This is a genomic window from Pseudoalteromonas sp. APC 3893, assembly GCF_030408095.1.
In the GTDB taxonomy this organism is placed as follows: domain Bacteria; phylum Pseudomonadota; class Gammaproteobacteria; order Enterobacterales; family Alteromonadaceae; genus Pseudoalteromonas.
Genome location: NZ_JASDCD010000001.1, coordinates 730,782 through 751,325, shown reverse-complemented (window position 1 = coordinate 751,325; position 20,544 = coordinate 730,782). Strand labels below are relative to the sequence as shown.

Here is a 20,544-nt window from a genome sequence, read left to right as displayed (position 1 = left end):
GTAAGTATGAATAAACACAATAATATGACCCAACCTTACTGGCTACCATTAGCAAACGTGTTAAATCCGCAAGGTAACAAGCAGCAGCTTTTAATAGGCTTTGATGACGAGTTTGTCGATATCGTTGATTACATTTTGCGTATAACACACCGCATTTGGGAACAAAAAAACATTGGCCTCTGTTATCGCTATTACGCCGACTTATGTCCCGTATTTACCCTAGGTACCTACGGTGAAAACATAGAAGATGTCATTCAAGGCACACTTAAAACTATTGCAGCCTTCCCCGATAGAAGTCTGATTGGCGAAAACGTGGTGTTTTCAGAAGAAGCCAACGAGCACTATTATTCATCACACTTAATTAGCAGCGTGATGACCAATACGGGTAATTCTGAGTTTGGCCCTGCAACTCATATAACTGGCCGCGTAACCACAATTGCTGACTGCGTGTGTTTTGAAAATAAAATAGTAAAAGAATGGCTAGTACGCGACAACGGCTTTTTAGTTAAACAACTGGGCCTAAATATTATTAATGTAGCCAAGTACATGGCGCAAATACCCAGTAATGACAAACACACTCTGTGGCTTGAAGAAGAATTTAACCGTGTTCGCGCGATAGATCATCGCGTCGCAAGTACCCCTATTTTAACAGGGGAGTTGGCTGCCTTTGCACATAATTGGCTAGATACTTTATTTAATCAAAAACAGTTTGCAAAGGTACACGAGTTTTATAACTTAACAGCCACACAACAATGGCCTAGCGGCAGAATGGCTACTGGCCTTGCACAAATAAACGGCGTGTTTATACAATTTTTTGCAAACTGTCCTGACGCTAAGCTCACGGTTGATCATTTAGCGATCACCCCATTTAACGAAACCACCACCGATGTCGCTATTCGCTGGTCACTTGCGGGGCATTTTAACCCGCAAAATAATGAGTTAAAGGCATTAAAACAGCAACCTTATTTTATTTTAGGCGCATCACATTTACGCATTAAAAACAAAAAAATTATCGAAGAGATCACGGTTTTTGATGAAGTGGCACTTTATGCAAACTTATTTAAAGCACATGCATTAATTAGCGAAGCACAGTTGGAGGAAAATGCATGATCAACGCTATTATCGATTTATACACTAAAGCCGACATTGAAACTCTAAGCGGTAAACTACTACGCAGTAGCCGTTGGCAGCAACATCATTTTACGGCCATGGGCGCTTTGCAAGCACAGCCATTATGGCTTAGCTTTTTAGCTCAGTATGGTGTTTCAGAGCTAGTATCGCAGACACACAGTAAAGGGGCAGAACGTGAAACCCTACAGCTGGTTTTACAGCCTAAAAAGCTTAAAAGCCCGGTGCACTTAACGTTTGTAATTAAACATAACGGCACGTTTATTAAAACAATAAAGTGCATCGTGGATACGCTGTCGCTGGCTAATAACGAGTATGTAAATACAACGCTAAATAACAACTCGGTTATTCCTAAACTACCAAAAAGCGATCCTATTATTGTTAGCGATTTAGATAATCAGCTACACCCTACTACTTTTCATGCAACGCCCAGCGCTATCTGCGAGCTACCCTCTCACATTGCTCGTACTTTAGATAACTGGTGGCAAATTTGGCAAACCAACAACCTGGCTCACTTTAATTCCCTTTATACTCCAAGCGCTACAGCCATTCTTGCAGGTAATACAGAGCCACAACCGATTAGTGCATTGCTTGATTGCCATTTAGACTTTACACAATCACTAAGCAGACGTTATGCCCAGCTAGAAACTGTTGAGTATGACAGCGCTAAAAACCAAGCCACCGTATGTTGGACCCTCGATGGCAGCTTTAACACTAAAAACGTGCGTGTACGCCAGCAAATAATTAGCGTTATTAGCATTACCGATAACCAAATAACCCTCGAAGTAATGCAATTTGATACGCTGGCGCTAAGCCAACAATTTGCACTTTAAAGGAATTACATATCACTTCCCTTCAAGCGCTCATTGAGCGCTTTTTTTGTTTATGGGCTTTGCTTTTTATATTGTCTTAATTATACCAACTTAAAATAACTGCATATACAACAACTTAACATCACTTTTTTATAATTAGGTGTTCTTTAATAAAGCAATCGATAAAATCCTCTATATTTAAGAGGCTATAATTGTCATATATCGTTATTTGTTTAGAAAACCGTTCACTCTTACTCTGTTTGTTTATTGATACTCTAAGCTTTTCTAATAAACTAAAAACATTCTCTCCATATTTTTCATAACAATTATAGTAAGGACGGTCATCTTGATTTTTATTTGTTTGCTGATTTATTAACTCTTCAGGTAATAAAAAGCACTCTGGTTTTATTGTTTTTATTCCACCATTTTTTTGCGTCATCATGAGTAATGGTTCTGGGATATTAATCATAGCTTCAAACAAAAGCTTAATACCGCTCAGATCATTAATCTGGTTGCTCCAAATATTTGCTATTATTTGCCTAAAATCTTGATACTTATCAAGATCAACCCCTTCCCAAATAACTTCAATTAATTTCATATCAGATATAATTTCACTACAACAATTAATGTTTTTCTCGCCTGTATCAACTATTTTTTTTAAGAGTTCTTTCTGTTTTTCTTTGTATTCCAACACTCCTAAATCATCTCTCTGCTAATAAATTTTTTATCAAAAGCCTTGTTTGTTCATAAAAAGCCGTAAGGTTAACAAAAAGTAGTTGATTATTAATAATTACCTTTTTACTCTCATCAAATTGAGTAGTTAATTGTATCCTCTGAATATCTGTTTGAACTTGTTGTATTTTAACTTGTTTATTTATTACTAAAATTTGTATAAAGAGAAAAAGAGCTGTAATAGCGCTTAAGATCGGTGCATACACACCAGAGAAGTACGTTCCCATTTCAGACCACATCTTATGGGTAGACCATAAACCGAATCCAAATCTGTTTGCATAAAAACCGAGAGGTAACATTAAAATAATAAAAACTAAAGAGCTTAATAATATCTTTGAGAATCTACTCATCTATTAACTCATCCTTAAATTACAAAGATTTAGATTGCTACATTTTATTCACATAAGCACAACATTTAATTTAAAGCCAAATTATCAGTTAAAAAGAAGAGTAATAAAAAAAGCCAGCTAATAAATAGCTGGCTGGAAGTGATGACCGTTGCGGCCATTTTCAGAAACTCTAAAACTGATATTTTAAGCTTGCGCCCCACGTACGTGGGTTGCTCCAGTTAGCTTGTACTGAGTTAGCGGGTAAGCCATCAACAATTTGTGAGTGAACTACGCCTCGGGTTAAAATAGCTTTATCACCAATGTTTTTAATGTACGCTTCTACTTGAACACTGTCGTTTATATACCACGTTAAGCGTGCATCAGCCATTAAATGCGCATCTACTTGCACCTCTGGAATATTCGTATCAAACGCGTAGTAATCGTCGAGGTAATTCATTTGAATGTACGGTACTAAGTACGAATCTCCGCCCAAGCTAAACTCGTAACGAGCCGATAAACCAACACTATACTCAGGTGCCATAGCTGGGCTCCAGCCTTCAAAACTAAACTGACTAGCATTGTCGTTAATGTCTTGGCGGCCACCTTGGTTACCCAGTGCCAGTAACGGACGTAATTGCTCGTTGCCAACGGCGTAGCCATCTGCAAACTCACTATCTAGCAGCGATAAAGTTCCTGTTAGCGTTAAGCTATCTATTGGTACCCATTGTATATCTGCTTCAAGGCCTACCGTTTCTACATCACCACCATTTTCGTAGTATTCAAACGTAGTGGCTGTACCTGCAGATACACACTCTAAAACCGTATCGCCTGTGGTTGTATCGTTACATGAAGTTGCAAATAACTGTGCTTTTACATCTTCGTATTCATTCATAAATACAGAAAGATTTACACGCATTGCGCCATCGAGCAAATAGCTCTTCATTCCCATTTCGTAGGAAATAACATCTTCGTTATCATATAGTGGATCCGCACCACGTGCTACAACGCGCGAGTCGTTAGCGCCACCGGTTCTGTAGCCTGTCGCTACACTTGCATACACCATAATATCGTTATTAATGTCGTACTCGGCAGCCGCTTTATAAAGCAGGGCTGAATCATCCCAATCTGGTATTGTATCGCCAGTAAATGTTTTGTCGTCTTGGTTTACACGCAATCCACCTACCACGCGCAAATCTTCTGTTACTTGGTAGCGTAATTGTCCATACGCCGCAATTGATTTAGCCGTATGTGGGTCGTAATCAGGGTTCCCCCACGAAGGCACTACAACAGAGTCAGATATACCGTCGCCTGTGGTATCTGTATGCGATAACCAGCTCCAGTCGGCTTCTTGATCAAAGTAGTAAAGGCCACCAATCCACGAAAAATCACCATCGTCGTTAGAGGCAAGCTGTAACTCAGAGGATAAAGTTTTTTGGTCATCCTCACGGCCAAAGCCACCCACAAAATCAATACCGCCATCGCTGTAGTCATTATCGTAATATTGCTTACCACTAAGTGTTGAGTAATTAGTGGTCCATTTAATATCAGCAAAGTCGGTATACCACTCAAGTGCTAATGTGGTCGAAAAGCTTTCTTGCTTATCAAGTGAAAATCCATTGCGGTAAACATCATACGGGCCAAGATCTTCGTGCTGCGCATCACTTGGCTGATAAATATGCCCCTCGGTTACTGTAGGTGTGGTGTTAAATACACCCGAACCCGGCGAGGTTTCTTCAATTTGGTAGCCCGCTATTTGCTGATAACCCCAAATAGCTTCTGAGTTTGAGTCTTTACGTGAATAGTCAAAGCGTACTGTGGCATTAAACTTTTCGTTTGGTTCCCACTTGGTAACGTTACGCATATAAAACTGATTTTTTTCACGTAGGTCATCCGAAGGCCCTGGAATGACTAAATTATTGATATAACCATCGTGGCGATCAGAGGCCACTACAAAACGGGTTGCCACCGTGTCACTCACAGGGATATTTATGATACCTTCATAAGCGCTGCGGTTATAACTCCCTGTTTCAACTTTTACACTCCCCAGTAAATCATCAAAAACAGGTTGGTTCGTAATGATATTAATGCTACCCGCAAACGTATTACGGCCATATAACGTACCTTGCGGCCCACGTAATACTTCTATACGTTGTACATCCACCAACGCACCTAAGCCCGATGAAGTAGTAGGTACATAAATTCCATCTTGAAATATACCGACAATTTGCTCGGCAATACCGGTGCCAGCTACACCTACTTCATTTGTACGTGCGCCGCGCATAGCAGGGCGAACCTCACCACCCGATGACCCCATACGTAAGCCAGGTACAACCTGCTCAAGACCCGTCACATCAATAATACCAGCACGGGCAATATCGCCTTCCCCTAATGCCGTAATTGATGATGATACTTCCTGCAGATCTTGTGATCGTCGGTTTGCGGTTACCGCTATGCGCTCAATAGCAGGCTCTTTAACTTCTGCTTTAACTTGTTCTAGCACTTGTGCCGATTCAGGCTCTTGTGCTGCGTGGGCATTCATTGTGGTTGCTGCAATAGCGGTAGTCACAGCAAAATGAACGAGAGTCGTTGTAAATTTAGCTTTCATTATAATTATTCTCCCGATTATAAAATATATTAAGTTCTCCCCAAAACCTACATTTTCAATTACTACAGTAAACAGTTTGTATTAATTGAAAATGCATTAATACAAAATAGACTTCGAAGTCAAAAATATCAACACATTTATGCAACAGATTTAACAAAAAATTTCATTGCTGTTATAAAACAATGAGATACAACATGTTAAAAATTGATTTCGAAATAAAAATATAACGGTACCTACGAATAATAAAAACTCGATTTACGGCCTAGTAGCATTTAAAACTGCTGCTGAAGATATAGAGCTGCTTTTTAGATCAAACGTGGTGACAAGCCTTTCCATTTGCATGGAAGCCTTAAAAGTAAGGGTATACCTATCTAACAAAGCGTAGTGAAAATCAAGAGGGCTTTTTTCGCCTATACCACCCTATACCAAAATATCGACTAAGTGTTTTCTGAATCATATGTAGCACAGATAAAACTAATACTTGAAAAGGTTGGTTACGACTATGAAATTGTAATAGTTGCTTCCAAAATCTCCAAAAGGTTAGGAGATGTTGAACTTCAGGGTTAAATTTGTAGCAATTTTTTTTGTTTAATAGGCTCACAGCAAAGCTGTGAGCCATAAGTTTTTAAAAGTTAATACGAGTGTTTAATCTAAATGTACGCCCAGTATGGTAGTTATAGACCGTGCGTGAACGCGTTGCATCACCATCAAGTGGGCTGCCTTCTGCAAATGTTTCGCCACCCGCTGATAAAAAGCGACTGGTAAAGTATTGGCGAACACCTTCATCTGTTAAGTTAGCAACTTGCAGCGATACAGAAATATTGTTGTTTACTTTATATGTTGCTGAAAAATCAAGTGTCTGACGCCCCTCTTCCCATAAAGAACCATTTTCCCATGAGCGTTGTACTAACTGGTCGGTTGTACCTTGATACGCTAAACGCAATTGGTGACCATTTTTTTCCCAGAAAGCTGTTAAGTTATAGCTGTGCTCTGGTGTATAAGCGACGGCCAATGATGGCAATTTCACATCATCATCAATAGATGATACTTCTTGCTCATACTCTGAGTCTTGGAACGTATAGTTTGCTTGCACCCCTAGACCAGACCAAATTCCTGGTAAGTCGTCGTAGGTTTGCATGTACTGCAGCTCAAGGCCCTTAATGCTTGCACCCTTACCATTTTTAATTCGTGTGGTATTAAATTTGGCACACATTTGCTCTAAATCACCAGAGTATAACCAATCCTGTTGGAATTCGGCATCACCTTGGAAGCGTTTTGGCATACAGCCTTCTAAACTATCTTGACCTGCAATAAGTACAAGATCATTCGGGTCGTATACTTCTCCTTCTGTTAAACCAACTTCACGTAAATCATCCATGTAGGTAACAACTGTTTCTGATTCTTCAAAGTTTGTCATATCTTTATAGAACAAGGTTGCGGCTAGTAAGCCTGAATCATTAAAATACCATTCATAAGATAAATCAAAGTTAATTGATTCAAGAGGATCAAGTTGAGGGTTCGTTAATTGAATCCAGTTATTACGGTTATCTCCACCCCATTGTGTTTCGTTTACGGTAAAGCCTGGGCGAAGAGAATCGATTTGCGGACGCGCCATGGTTTTTGAGGTTGCAAAACGAATAATCGTATCTTCATCATGTATATAATTGATGTTTAAGCTTGGTAAAAACAAATCATACTCATGCTCACCCGTTACTTTAAATGAGCGTTTGCTTCTATCTTCTGTCGCGAGCAAGTTACCATTTTCATCAAATTTGCGCTCACCATAAGTGTAATACCGCTCTGTAGATACATCAGAATGACGCCATAACCACCAAGCAGTTTGTTGTGGGTTGCCTTGTAGTGCTCTTGGGTCATGACATGGGCCTTGATCAGGCAGCGCTACATCATCACGCTTATCATCAGTACCCATAGTGTCATAACCAAGTCCATCAACACGAGACCAACGAACATCATCGTTAAAGTTATTACCATAGAAATCGATGTCGCTACATAAAGGTAAACTCGTATCGCGTAGCTCTTCCAGTTTGAACGGGTCCTGCAAACGACCAACGTTATTTGGATCTGATGCAAACTGAATACCTGACGCCCCTTGTACTTCTACAGTTGTTCTTACATAGCGAACACCTACATCACCGGTAATGCGGCCATCCATTAGCTCAAAGTTTAATTTTGTATATAACGCTAAATTATCAAGCTCAGCATTGCGCGTTTTTGAGTCATCAATATTAAATTCAACATCTGATGCACCTTGAGCTACCTCAAACGCTTTAAATGCTGAAAACCGTGACCAACCGTCAGTAATATTGTCGCGACCATAGCCAAGACCAGCCATAAAGTCATCTACAGGAAACTCTTCGCCAGTAGTGACCATTTCACCGGTAATATCACGCAGGCCACTACCAAGCACTGTAGGCTGGCCTGTATACGGGTTCATTACTACAACCCCTTCTGCAACCGAGTTAAAAAAGCCTTGTTGCGCGTCAACATATTTGGTGCGGTTTGACCACTTTGCACCAAACTCAACTGAACGGAAATTATTAGAATCTAATATATAATCAAAATCTACAAATGCTGATTTTTGCTCATCTTCAACACGGTTTAATGTTCTGGTCATGTAACTTAAATGTTGCGCTCTTAGTTCATCAGGGTTGAAACCTGTTGTACCATAGTTATCCCACACGTTGAGTGGATCACCAAAGGTATCATTTTCACCATAATCAATATTGCTAGTACCTGAAACCAATTTACACGGGCCTGAAGTACAATCATAGCCAACAGGCTCAATGTCCTCTGGTGGTACACCTTTGAGAATAAATGCATTGATATTTTGATAGTTTTGCATGCCTACAAATACTGAATTTTTAGGCACTTGCTCAGCTTTTGAATAACCAATGCCCGCGTCCATTTCAAGGCGGTCTGAGAAGTGGTGAGTCATATCTAACGAAAATACGTTACTTTTGTTATCAAATTCAGATTCAGATTGAGTTAAATCACCAGCGCCAAAGCGATTCACAAATTTTGTGAAAGTATTTGATTCTTCATCAATTGTACGCCAACTTGCTTCAGGATCAGTATATTCAGCGGGGCCATTTGCAAGCCCAGGATCTTCGCCTTCAACTAGGTTTTTATGTTCTAAAAAACGAGTTCTTATACCATGCATCGAATTATCAATATTCTGCTGGCTTACATTTGCATTAAAATTAAACTCAGTGTTTTCACTCATCAACCATTGCAGGCCTAAGTTAACATTGGCACGGTCTTGGCTGTTTTCAAAATACTGGTAAGCTGTTGTTCTAGGTGCAATACCTGATACATTTTCAACAACATCGCCCTGAGTATTGGTAGCCAGAGGCGATGTAATTGCAAACCAATCGATTGCTGAGTATTGATCTTTTCGAAATGAGTTGGTTTCTTTTACGCCTGTGATAACAACACCAAAGGTTTCATCAAAGAACTTTTTAGAGAGCGTGCCTGATATTTTATAGTTATCTTGTTCTGATAAGTCGTTATACCGACCTTCTAAAGTCATGGTGGCTATTTCATAGCTTAAATCTAAAGGTTTAGTGGTGGTTAAATTAATATTAGCACCTAAAGACCCTTCTTCATGGTCAGCACTTGGAGTTTTTACAACTTCAATTTTAGATAAAATATCAGACGAATATTGTGATAAATCTACACCTTGGCTATTTCCTGTTGAGCCAAGTTGTACACCATTCATACTAATATTATTTTGTTGTGAATTTGCACCACGTACAGAAATTCGTGAACCTTGCCCATCAACAGACTGTACAGAAACACCTGTTACTCGCGATAACGCATCTGCAATATTTTGGTCGGTTGATTTACCGATATCTTCTGCGTTGATTGAATCAACAACATTTTCTGCAAAGCGTTTATCGTTTATCGATTTTTTAACACTGGCCGCTAAGCCACTGACTTCGATTACTTCAATATCCTCCTCGGCCTTTTTAACTTTTTCTTCTTGCTGAGAATAAGCAAATTGAGTTGTCAATAATGCTGCGGTTATAGCACTGAGTTTAAATACACTGTTGATGGTTTTCATGTGTGTTCCCCATTGAAGGTTTTATTATGTTGTCAGGTTATCATTTTGTAAACAATAATATGATTAGCAAATCATTGTCAACTGTATTTTGTTAACAATCTTGAAATTTTAATAGAGGGTTAATTATGTATAGAGCCATCACTGCCTGCCTTTGCGTTATATACTGAATTAATCAAATCAGTAAGAAGCAAACTTTTTAACTGCTAGTGCCTATGTTATTAATACTTTTTTGCGAACAATAACAGCTCTGAGAAAACGAACCAATAAAGATTAGGTATAAGCTTATTTATTCGGATGGCAAATGGATCTCAAATTTAATTTGCTGATAATACGGTTTCTCTGGTGCGTAAAGCGTACTTAGAAAGTGCGGATGATTGACTGCATTCGGTAATTCATGTGGCTCAATACACAGTCCCATATAAGGGCCAAATTGTTGGCCATCAAGGTGCTTATATTGCGGGTCAAGGTAAAACCCGGTGTAAAACTGACAACCCGGTGCAGTTGAGTATATATCAACTTGATAGCCGGTTGCTTTATTTACAATAGAGCCGTGAAGTTGTAATCGCTTGGACCCTTGCGGGTCTAATAAGTAATAATCGTCGAAGCCGTTGTCAGTTAAAACTGAGCCTAGCTTAGTAAACTCTGCAAAGTCATAATGACTGTTATAAACATTTGCAAATTCACCACTTGCAATATTTTGCTGATTTTTTAATAGTCGTAATCTTGCCGGTAATTTCACAAAGTGCTCAGTAATATCGTGCTGTTTACTTAGCGCTAAGTTCCAATAGATATGGTTGGTTAAACTAAGTGGCGTGATTTCACTCGGAGCACCGTGCAGTGTGATCATCAACTGGTTATCAATAAGCTGATACTTGACAATAAATTCAACACGACCTGGAAAACCTTGATCGTTGTCAGGGCTAACATAACGAAAAACCACTCTATTGTTGTCGATATCGTGCTCGAGAACTTGCCAGTCAACATGGCTCAAGCCCTTTTTACCACCATGTAATTGGTTAGCGCCCTCATTAGCAACGAGATTAACAACACGTTTTTCACCGAGATATTTACTGCCAGCAATGCGATTAGCAACACGACCCACCGTAGAACCTAAATAAGCAGCATTGCTGCGCCAATCGTCTTCATTTTCATAACACAGGGCAAGGTGATCACCATTAGGCGCCTCAATGCTTCGAATAGTGGCGCCATAGCTACTTAAAGTCACGTTTAAGCCGTTGTGCTGTTTAAGCGTAATTGTCTGCATCACTGTTACTCGCTTAAAAAACCTTGTGGATTTTTACTTTGCCAGTGCCATGTATCTTTCATCATATCAGCCAAGGTGTACTGACATTGCCAGTTAAGTAATGACTCTGCTTTACTAGACTGTGCCCAAAATGCAGGTAAATCACCGCTGCGTCTAGGAGCCATTTCAAACGGGATATCAACACCTGTATGTTTTATAAAGCTCTTCACAATAGCTAATACTGAAAATGGACTGCCCGTGCCTAAGTTAAATGCTTCATAAATGGGTTGTTGTTGAAGGTTTAACCACTGCAGTGCTTTAACATGGCCATTGGCTAAGTCACTTACATGAATATAATCACGCTCACAAGTGCCATCTTCAGTTGGGTAATCGCCCCCGAAAATAGATAGTTTGTCACGTTTACCAACTGCTACTTGCGCGATAAAAGGCATCAAATTATTTGGAATACCCAATGGGTCTTCGCCAATTAAACCACTTTTGTCAGCACCAATAGGATTGAAGTAACGTAGACTTGCTACCTGTAATGTACTGGCCTTTACAATATCTTGCAGCATTTGCTCAATCATGACTTTGGTTTGCCCATAAGGACTTGATGCGCGGTTCAGCGGGAGTTCTTCAGTATAAGGTGGTTTTGCATCTTCACCATAAACTGTTGCTGATGAACTAAACACCAGTTTATTAACATTAAATTCTGCCATGCATTGACATAAATTAAGTGTTGATATCAAATTGTTTTGGTAATAGCTCAATGGTTTTTGCATTGATTCACCCACCGCTTTTAAACCTGCAAAATGAATTACAGAGCTAAAATCGTGGGCGTCAAATGTCGCTTTGAGTTTATCTTTATCCAGTAAATTTGCATGAATAAACTCTACTTTTTTTTGTGCTAGCTTTTCGACTCTTATTAGTGATTCACGACTTGAGTTACTCAAATCATCAATAACAACCACCTCAAAACCACTGTGTAATAAGCTCAATACAGTATGACTGCCAATATATCCGGCACCACCAGTGACAAGTACTTTTTTCATTTAACCACCCTTATGCTCTAATTACTGACACGCCTGATGCAGGTAAACTGGTATAAATAGTTTCTTTTATACCGGTTTGTTGCTGATAATTAGCTTCAATTGCCGCACTAACCTCTTCGACCATACAATTTGGTACAAACGCAACCACACAACCGCCAAAGCCACCACCAGTCATACGTACTCCACCTTTGTTCCCCAATACACTGTTAATAATTTCCACGAGGGTATCTATTTCTGGTGTGGTGATTTCAAACAAATCGCGCATAGACTGATGGCTTTGTGCCATCAGCTTACTTAACGTAGCAATATCATTATTTGTGAAGGCTTGCATTGCCGATAGCGTCCGCGCGTTTTCATACACTATATGCTCAACACGCTTTGCAACTTGCTCATCTAACTGCGCTTTATTTGCTTCATATTCTTCAATAGAGACATGGCGCAGACTTGGTTTTGAAAATGCTTTTGCACCGTCATAGCATTGTTCGCGGCGTAAATTGTATTCGCTATCAACTAAACCACGTTTTACATTTGAATTGATCATCATGATGGTCATGCCTGCATTAATGCTCACTTCAATTAAATCTAAAGACTGGCAATCAATTCCTAAAGCTTGACCTTGTTGACCGCACGCGGAAATTAATTGATCCATAATGCCGCAGTTGCAACCTACAAAATTGTTCTCAGCCGCTTGACCAATTTTAGCGATTTCTTTACGTTCAATAAATAAATCACATAAATGGTTAAAGGCATAAGCAACACCGACTTCCAAGGCGGCCGAAGAACTTAATCCGGCCCCTTGCGGCACATTGCCTGTAATGCAAATATCACAGCCCGACAACATATGACCGCGTTTTTGTAATTCATCAACCACACCGCGCACATAATTGCTCCAACTTTGACTTGGGTGATGAGCTACTTCTTGGCCTAGCACAAAGCTGTCAATTTCGTTGTTACAATCAAGTGCTAACACATTCACCATGTTATCTGTCCGTGGAGCTACAGCAATATAAGTGGCATATTCAATGGCGCAAGGAAGTACAAAGCCATCGTTATAATCGGTGTGTTCGCCGATTAGATTTACTCGGCCCGGTGCTTTTACAACAAAATCAGCATCACGTCCGTAATGAGATAAAAATACGTTGCGGGCATTGCTTTCAATGTTCATTTTTTCACCTCTTTATAATGCGTCAGTGATTGCTGTTTTAAAATGGTAGCGGCTTGCTCTGGCGTTATATCACGCTGAGCTTCGGCCATCATTTCATAACCCACCATAAACTTTTTAACGGCTGCAGAGCGAAGTAATGGCGGAAAAAACTGGCCATGTAATTGCCAAAATGAGTCATCTTGATCATCATATGGCGCACCATGCCACCCCATTGAATAAGCAAATGAACATTGAAATAAATTGTCGTACTTAACTGTGATTTGTTTGATCACCCCAGCTAAGCTGACTTGCTGAGCTGTTGTCAAATCAGTCATTCTGGTTATCGCAAAGCGCGGTAATAATAGCGTTTCAAATGGCCACGCAGCCCAATAAGGCACAACCACTAGCCAGTCATCATTGATACATACAACGCGCTCATCTAATTCCACTTCTCGTTTGGCATAATCAAGCAATAAGTTTGACCCATACTGCTGGGTGTATTGTTTTAAGTTAGCCTGCTTGCGTTCGACTAAACTAGGTAACTGGTGTTGCGCCCAAATTTGTCCATGCGGGTGCGGATTAGAGCAACCCATTACAGCGCCTTTGTTTTCAAACACTTGTACCCAGCGGTAGGTCTGTGATAGCTCTTTACATTGCTGCTGCCACGTTACAACCACATTGGTAATTTCTGCCAAAGACAATTCAGGCAAGGTTTTCGAGTGATCCGGCGAAAAGCAGATTACTCGTGCAGTACCGCGCTCAGTTTGCATACTAAATAATGGATCATCAAACGCGACATCAGGTACATCTTCACGCAGTGCAGCAAAGTCATTGGTAAAAACAAATGTCCCTTCATAATCAGGGTTTACTTCACCGTTTATGCGCGTATTACCTTTACATAGAAAGCAATTTTCGTCATAAGCGGGTTTAATTTCATGATCAACACTCTCTTCTTGGCCCTGCCAAGGGCGCTTAGCCCGATGCGGTGATACCAATACTGATTCCCCTAATAAAGGGTTAAATCGACGATGTGGGTGTTCAGTTGGGTCAAATTGGCTATTTTGATTATTCATTACTGCAAACCTTAATTACTATTTTGAAATGTGCCGGCATCAAGCACTTGCTTACGCGGTGTAAAGCGGCAAATATAATTCCAATTCCAACTAGCATCATATTTATGACACAGCCCCCAACTTAGACCTGGCGCAGGGTTTTCATCAAAGCCTTTGCTTGGGCGGTATAAGCCAATGGCTTCAGGCCCGCCTTTAATATGTGCCATGATTTCAAAATTAATACCGTCTTTAGCAAATTGAATAGTATTCTTTTCAGGACCGTCAGTTGTCAGTAGGCTGGCAATTCCGCCTCTGAAGTTCCACACCACCACTTCATGACCACTGTTAGAGATAGGGTTAAACTCTGATTTTACATACGGGCCCATTACGTCATCAGCAATTGCAACGCCATGTTTTATTTCGCGCCCGCCAAAGTTCATGCCCTCACCTTGCGTTTCACCTTTGTAATACAGGTAAAATTTATTTTGGAAAAAAACTAAACAGGGATCGTGTACTTTATGACTATCAAAACTACCTTTTTTACTAACGGCAAAGCGGTTGTCTTCTTCCCCAGACCAAACACCATCTTTGCTTGGACTTACGATAGGCGCAGGCGATTTGTGCCATGGTCCAAAAGGTGAATCCGCATGGGCGATAGCAATATGCTCATATTGACGGTTGGTATAAGGTGTTTCAACTGTTTGATAAACCAAATAGTACTTACCTAAATGAGCAAAGACCTCAGGCGTAAAAACAGCTCTATCATCGTATTGACCCGCTTCACCACGGGCAATGGCAACACCTTGTTCTTGCCACGTAATACTGTCTTTTGAAGTAGCGTGCCACACTTCTGTCAAATCCCAAGGAAATACCTTTGCTTCTGGGTCATTCGCATTAAAACCTAATGTTTCGCCTTCGCCTTTGGTGTACCAACAATGATAAACACCCTCAATATACAAAACTGATGATGGATCACGACGAATAACGCCTTCTTGATATGCAAAGTCACCTTTTAATGGTGTTACATCAAATTCGGTTAACCATTGAGGACCCCGGCTGTCATAGCCTCTTTCGATTGCTCGCAGACTCGCTAAACTTAATTTTTGTTGATTATCGGACATGTCTATTCCTTACTTTGCACTGCTTAATTTAAGCGCTTGGTAAACGTCTAAAGATAAAATGGCGCCTTGATGTTGCACAACCTGTGAGGCAACTTTATCTGCTATATGTAATGCGGATTGTGGTTCATGATGAGTCATCCTGGCAGCTAAGTAAGTGCCGGCAAAAGAGTCGCCTGCCGCGGTGCTGTCAACTTGCTGTGGCGCAGGATTAAATGAGCATTGTGCCGCTAAACTATTTTGGCAAAACACCTGCATGCCTTTATCACCGGCTTTTACCACCACTTCATTAACAGCAAATTGTTGGCAATATTGGACTATTTCGCCAATATCCGTGTGACCAAATAAGGTGTGGTGGTCATCAAGCCCAGGCAATACGAGATCACTGATTTGGTATGCGCGCTCTAACCAGTCAATTGCATGCTCTTTTGATTGCCACATACGGGCACGGTAATTAGGGTCAAACGCAATGGTGCAGCCTTGTCGTTTTAAACTGGCTAATAAATCGAGCAGTCCTTGTTTTGATTTATCATCAAGAATGGCTAAACTGATACCACTAAAAAACACCCAGTCATTCTTACCTAAACCTAAATCAAATGGTTTGGCAGCAAACAACTGCATCATATGTTTAGCAGCTGACTGCTCGCGCCAATAGTCAAAACTACGTTCACCTTGTTGATCTGTTGATATCGCGTAGATCCCCACGTTATGTTTGCTGGTTTTTATAACCTGTTTAGCGCTAATGCCTTCTTGTTGCCACTTTTTAAGCATGTTGATACTTAATACGTCTTCCCCAACCGCTGTAAATAATTCACAATTTAACTGCTGTGCAAAACGCTTTGCATACACTAAAGCATTATAGGTATCACCGGCAAAGGACTGCTTACATTCGCTGACACCTTGAGGAACCAGCTCCACCATACATTCACCTATCGCTAATAAAGTACTCACACACCCTCCAATACTTTTTTAGCTGATACGCCGGCTAACTGCTCTTCAATCTCTTCTATCGACTTGTTTTTCGTCTCTGGCATAATTTTATAAAGTAAAGCAAAACCTATTACGCCACTAATGCTATAAAACAAAAAGATATTCGCCGCACCTAAGTTATTTAATTGCCAAGGGAAAAACTGCTGAACTAAGTAGCTCACAACACTGGCAATAAAGGCAAACGTTGGGATGGCAACACCACGGATACGGGTTGGAAATATTTCAGAAAAAATAACCCACATTATAGGCCCGATTGAAAAGTGGAATGCTGCTATAAAGCCTGCAATACCGAGTGAAATAAGCGGAGCATTAATTGTTGCTGCACGTTGAATTAAGTCGCTTTCAAAACCTTGTAGTTGTGCTGCAGAGAACACCGTGGCCAACGCACGTTTAAACTCAACATCACTGTGATATACCTGACCAATTAATTGCTCTAACCCAGTCACTGTATTTAAGCTTGAAAATTCAGCAATATGCTCTGCTGATAAGCTGTATTCAGCTTGACTAAAACCGATATAACACATAAATAAGCTCAACGTTGCCGTTGCTAAGCCACCAATTACTAGCGGTCTACGGCCAAGCTTATCAATCAAAACGATAGCCACCACTGTAAACACAATACTAACTAAACCAATTAACACCGCATTTAAAAATGCAGCATCAGTCCCCACACCCAATTGCTCAAACACGGTTGGCGCATAAAACATAATGGCGTTAATACCAGTTACTTGCTGTACCAGTGCAATGGTTAACGCAATAATCACAGCTGCACGAACACGACTATCAAGTAACTGTTTAAACGAGGCTAAATAGCTACCGCTATCTGAGTAATCAGTTAAGCTCGTTTTTATTATTTGCAGTTGCTCAGCGGCCAGAGTACTACTTTTCGTTAAGCGTAATAACACAGCTTTAGCACGTGTCTCATTGCCTTTCATAACTAACCAGCGAGGGCTTTGTGGAATGGTAAATAACAGTAAAAACCAAATAACTGCAGGAATAACTTCAACACCTAGCATCCAACGCCATAAATTATCTTGCACTGCATAAGTGCTAACCCATTGATAACTACTTTGCGATAACTCAACAAGCAAGTAATTCGCAAAATACGCCGCGGATAAACCCACAACAATATTTATTTGAATCATAGAAACGAGTTTGCCGCGGTATTTAGCAGGTGCCACTTCACCAATATACATCGCCGCGACTGATAACGACGTAAACGCTAAGCCACCAATAAAACGCGCAATGACTAACGCTTCGTAGCTTTGCGCTAACACCGATGAAATAGCTGAAAAAATGTAAATGAATGCAATACCAATAAGTGTATTTTTACGGCCGAATACATTACATATATAACCTGTGATCAACAGCGCAAATAAAACACCAAAACCAGGTGCACTCACTACCGTACCAATTTGTATATCAGTTAAATTAAACTCAGCAGAAACAAAACGTACCGTACCTGAGATCAAAGCAGCATCTAAACCAAAAATAAAGCCGCCAAAGGCGACTACCAAAGCGAAAAAGAACACATTACGGTTGCTACCATTCATACATCTTTATCCAATTTTGTTGTTATCATTGTGTGTGGTATTAATTGAAAAATTAACGGCAATGGAGTTTGGCCTTTAAATTGTTAACAATTAACCATGAGCGATTCATTTGAGGTTATTTCATAATTAACTCGTATGCAACATATATTTTGAAAAAACTAGCAAATTGAATTTGTGCTTATAATTTTTTTAAACTTTTAAATTATTAAAAATCAATAAATTAGATTGAATTAAGCACAGTAAAACAAATTGCACTTTGTTAACAATTTTCAATTTGTTATTTTTCGTGTATGGTGTGTTAAATAGTTAAAAAAGGTTGGACAATAATGAAATATAAAAAAAATCTAGCTGTAACAGCACTGTTACTCGTACTAACAGGCTGTAATCAGCAGACTAATACCGTCTCAGAGCCCGAGGCAGCCGCTACAACAAAGAGCAGCACAACCATCCTGCATTTGTTAGATGATGCTCAGCATACAGCTGACACAGCAGTTAAAATGAATACCCGCGGTGCGAGAGTTACTAATAGAACAGGCATTGTTGATATTGCTTTTGATTCAAAGAAAAACATCTATTCAGGCATAACATTAACCCCTGATACACCTTGGGATTGGAGCCAGTATAAAGATTTCAATATTGCCTTCGAACTTGCAAACCCAGGCCAGCATTCAGTACAAATATATTTAGATATATCAGATATTGACGGCGCTACTTACACTCGAACGGTAAATGTACCTATAGGTGGCTTTAATACCTATTATGCAAAACTCGATGGTCACGACTTAGCAACCCCTGAAGGTGATGAAAATGTAGAACTTAACTTTACCTCAGGCTTGCGTTCAAATCCAGCAACCTGGCAGTCTGATGAAATTCAATTTACTTCAATGTGGGGCAAGAAGAACCTTAACCTAAAAGGTATTACTAAAATATCTCTAAGCGTACAAAGCGTATTACATGATAAAGCATTACAAATTAAATCGATCGACTTACGTGCTAACCCTGAATTTGATACTGAATTTTTAACGCATATTGTTGATAAATTTGGTCAAAATGCAAAACAAGATTTTCCATCTAAAGTAAACTCTGAGGCAGAATTAATCGCTGACAAAGAACAAGAAGCTAAACAGTTGCTATCACAGCGTCCAGCAGATCGCTCACGCTTCGGCGGTTGGGCACAAGGTCCAAAGTTAGAAGGCACGGGCTACTTTAGAACTGCGAAACACAATGGTAAATGGTCTCTTGTAGACCCAGATGGTTACCTTTATTTAGCCACCGGTTTGGACATTATCCGTCTTGCAAACTCAACCACATTAACAGGCTATGATTTTGATCAGTCTCTATTTAAAAGTGCTAATGAATTGGGTTTAACACCTGAAGATTCTCAAGGCTTAAACCGAGTTAATAAAGAAGCGTTATCAAGCCGGTTTGTGGCATCAGAGGTACGTAAAGATCTGTTTGAATGGCTGCCAAGCTATGATGAGCCAATGGGTAAACACTATGGCTATCGTAAAAGTGCTCACTCTGGACCACTTGCTCACGGCGAAACTTACAGCTTTTACTCAGCGAACCTTGAACGCAAATATGGTCAGAACAATACTGATTTTATGCAAAAATGGCGTGAAATTACTCTACAGCGCATGATCACTTGGGGATTCACCTCACTCGGTAACTGGACAGATCCAAGCTACTACGATAACCAACAAGTCCCCTACTTTGCTAATGGCTGGATCATCGGTGACTTTAAAACAGTTTCAAGCGGCAATGACTTTTGGGGTGCAATGCCTGACGTATTTGACCCGCATTTTGCTGAACGTGCCAACATAACAGTAGAAAACGTAGCCAAAGAAGTAAAAAATTCTCCTTGGGCAGTGGGCGTATTTATTGATAACGAAAAAAGCTTTGGCCGCCCTGATTCAGTGCAAAGCCATTATGGTATCGTAATTAATACCCTAGGTAGAGATGCTGCCACGGTGCCAACTAAAGCAGAATTCTCACGTTTAATGAAACAAAAATACACTGACATAAACGAACTCAATCAAGTGTGGCATTTAAATTTAGCCTCATGGGAGGAGTTTGATAAAGGTGTAAAAGTAGATGTTAAAAACAACGATCAACTTGCTGACTTTTCAATCATGTTAACCGCCTACGCCGACAAATACTTTAGTGTAGTTGATGCGGCAATGGATAAACATTTACCTAATCACTTGTATTTAGGCGCGCGTTTTCCTGATTGGGGCATGCCAATTGAAGTTGTTCGAGCATCAGCAAAGCATGTCGATGTGATAAGCTTCAATGCATATAAAGAAGGCATTAAACCTAAAAAATGGGAATTTTTAAGCGAATTCGACAAGCCAACTATTATTGGTGAGTTCCATGTAGGCGCATTAGACTCTGGCCTATTCCACCCAGGTCTTATCCATGCGTCAAATCAACAAGACCGCGCAAAAATGTACACTGACTATATGCGATCAGTCTTTGACAACCCATATTTCATTGGCGCTCATTGGTTCCAATACATAGACTCACCTATTACTGGGCGTGCTTATGATGGAGAGAACTATAACGTTGGTTTCATTACAGTCACAGATCGTCCTTATACTGAAATGGTTGAAGCAGCAAAAACTGTGAATAATGAAATGTACGAGCGCCGATTTAAAAAATAAGCTTAAATAGTGGTCTATTGTAATGTGTTGACAATAGAT

At 40.0% G+C, this 20,544-nt stretch carries 14 protein-coding genes; 3 read left to right on the top strand and 11 right to left on the bottom strand.

From position 1 onward, the window contains the following. Positions 1–6: 6 nt before the first annotated feature. Positions 7–1,110 carry an ester cyclase gene (locus tag QMA12_RS03420; protein WP_290208497.1) on the top strand — a complete coding sequence of 368 codons (1,104 nt, stop codon included), beginning with the start codon at positions 7–9 and terminating at the stop codon, positions 1,108–1,110. Then, entirely contained in the window at positions 1,107–1,961 is an 855-nt protein-coding gene (locus tag QMA12_RS03415) for a hypothetical protein (protein WP_290208498.1), read from the top strand. The genes QMA12_RS03420 and QMA12_RS03415 overlap by 4 nt, the downstream gene beginning before the upstream one ends. Before the next feature lie 121 nt (positions 1,962–2,082). On the opposite strand, the gene QMA12_RS03410 is transcribed toward QMA12_RS03415, so the two are convergent. From QMA12_RS03410 to QMA12_RS03360, 11 genes are all read right to left on the bottom strand, one after another. Next, positions 2,083–2,631, bottom strand: coding sequence for a hypothetical protein (locus tag QMA12_RS03410; protein WP_290208499.1), 549 nt, complete (start codon positions 2,629–2,631; stop codon positions 2,083–2,085). 10 nt (positions 2,632–2,641) lie between these two features. Then, entirely contained in the window at positions 2,642–3,022 is a 381-nt protein-coding gene (locus QMA12_RS03405; RefSeq protein ID WP_290208500.1) for a hypothetical protein, read from the bottom strand. Positions 3,023–3,191: 169 nt separating this feature from the next. Then, on the bottom strand, positions 3,192–5,606 hold the full coding sequence (locus QMA12_RS03400; protein WP_087532238.1) for a TonB-dependent receptor: 2,415 nt from the start codon (positions 5,604–5,606) through the stop codon (positions 3,192–3,194). Between the two features lie 625 nt (positions 5,607–6,231). Continuing rightward, entirely contained in the window at positions 6,232–9,690 is a 3,459-nt protein-coding gene (locus QMA12_RS03395) for a TonB-dependent receptor (protein ID WP_290208502.1), read from the bottom strand. A 286-nt stretch (positions 9,691–9,976) separates the two neighbouring features. Next, positions 9,977–10,954, bottom strand: a complete 978-nt coding sequence (locus QMA12_RS03390) for an aldose epimerase family protein (RefSeq protein ID WP_290208503.1) — start codon at positions 10,952–10,954, stop codon at positions 9,977–9,979. 5 nt (positions 10,955–10,959) lie between these two features. Continuing rightward, on the bottom strand, positions 10,960–11,985 hold the full coding sequence (gene galE, locus QMA12_RS03385) for a UDP-glucose 4-epimerase GalE (RefSeq protein ID WP_290208504.1): 1,026 nt from the start codon (positions 11,983–11,985) through the stop codon (positions 10,960–10,962). A 10-nt stretch (positions 11,986–11,995) separates the two neighbouring features. Further along, positions 11,996–13,150, bottom strand: coding sequence for a galactokinase (galK, locus tag QMA12_RS03380; protein ID WP_290208505.1), 1,155 nt, complete (start codon positions 13,148–13,150; stop codon positions 11,996–11,998). Next, on the bottom strand, positions 13,147–14,202 hold the full coding sequence (locus QMA12_RS03375; protein ID WP_290208507.1) for a UDP-glucose--hexose-1-phosphate uridylyltransferase: 1,056 nt from the start codon (positions 14,200–14,202) through the stop codon (positions 13,147–13,149). The genes galK and QMA12_RS03375 overlap by 4 nt, the downstream gene beginning before the upstream one ends. A gap of 11 nt (positions 14,203–14,213) precedes the next feature. Next, positions 14,214–15,302 carry a family 43 glycosylhydrolase gene (locus QMA12_RS03370; RefSeq protein ID WP_087532244.1) on the bottom strand — a complete coding sequence of 363 codons (1,089 nt, stop codon included), beginning with the start codon at positions 15,300–15,302 and terminating at the stop codon, positions 14,214–14,216. 9 nt (positions 15,303–15,311) lie between these two features. Beyond that, complete coding sequence (locus QMA12_RS03365; RefSeq protein WP_290208508.1) at positions 15,312–16,250, bottom strand: sugar kinase; 939 nt, start codon at positions 16,248–16,250, stop codon at positions 15,312–15,314. Next, positions 16,247–17,842 (bottom strand): MFS transporter, encoded by a 1,596-nt coding sequence (locus QMA12_RS03360; protein ID WP_290208509.1) that lies wholly within the window; start codon positions 17,840–17,842, stop codon positions 16,247–16,249. The genes QMA12_RS03365 and QMA12_RS03360 overlap by 4 nt, the downstream gene beginning before the upstream one ends. Positions 17,843–18,168: 326 nt before the next feature. Here QMA12_RS03360 and QMA12_RS03355 point away from each other — a divergent pair, with 326 nt between their 5' ends. Continuing rightward, entirely contained in the window at positions 18,169–20,505 is a 2,337-nt protein-coding gene (locus tag QMA12_RS03355; RefSeq protein WP_290208510.1) for a beta-galactosidase, read from the top strand. Positions 20,506–20,544: the final 39 nt, after the last annotated feature.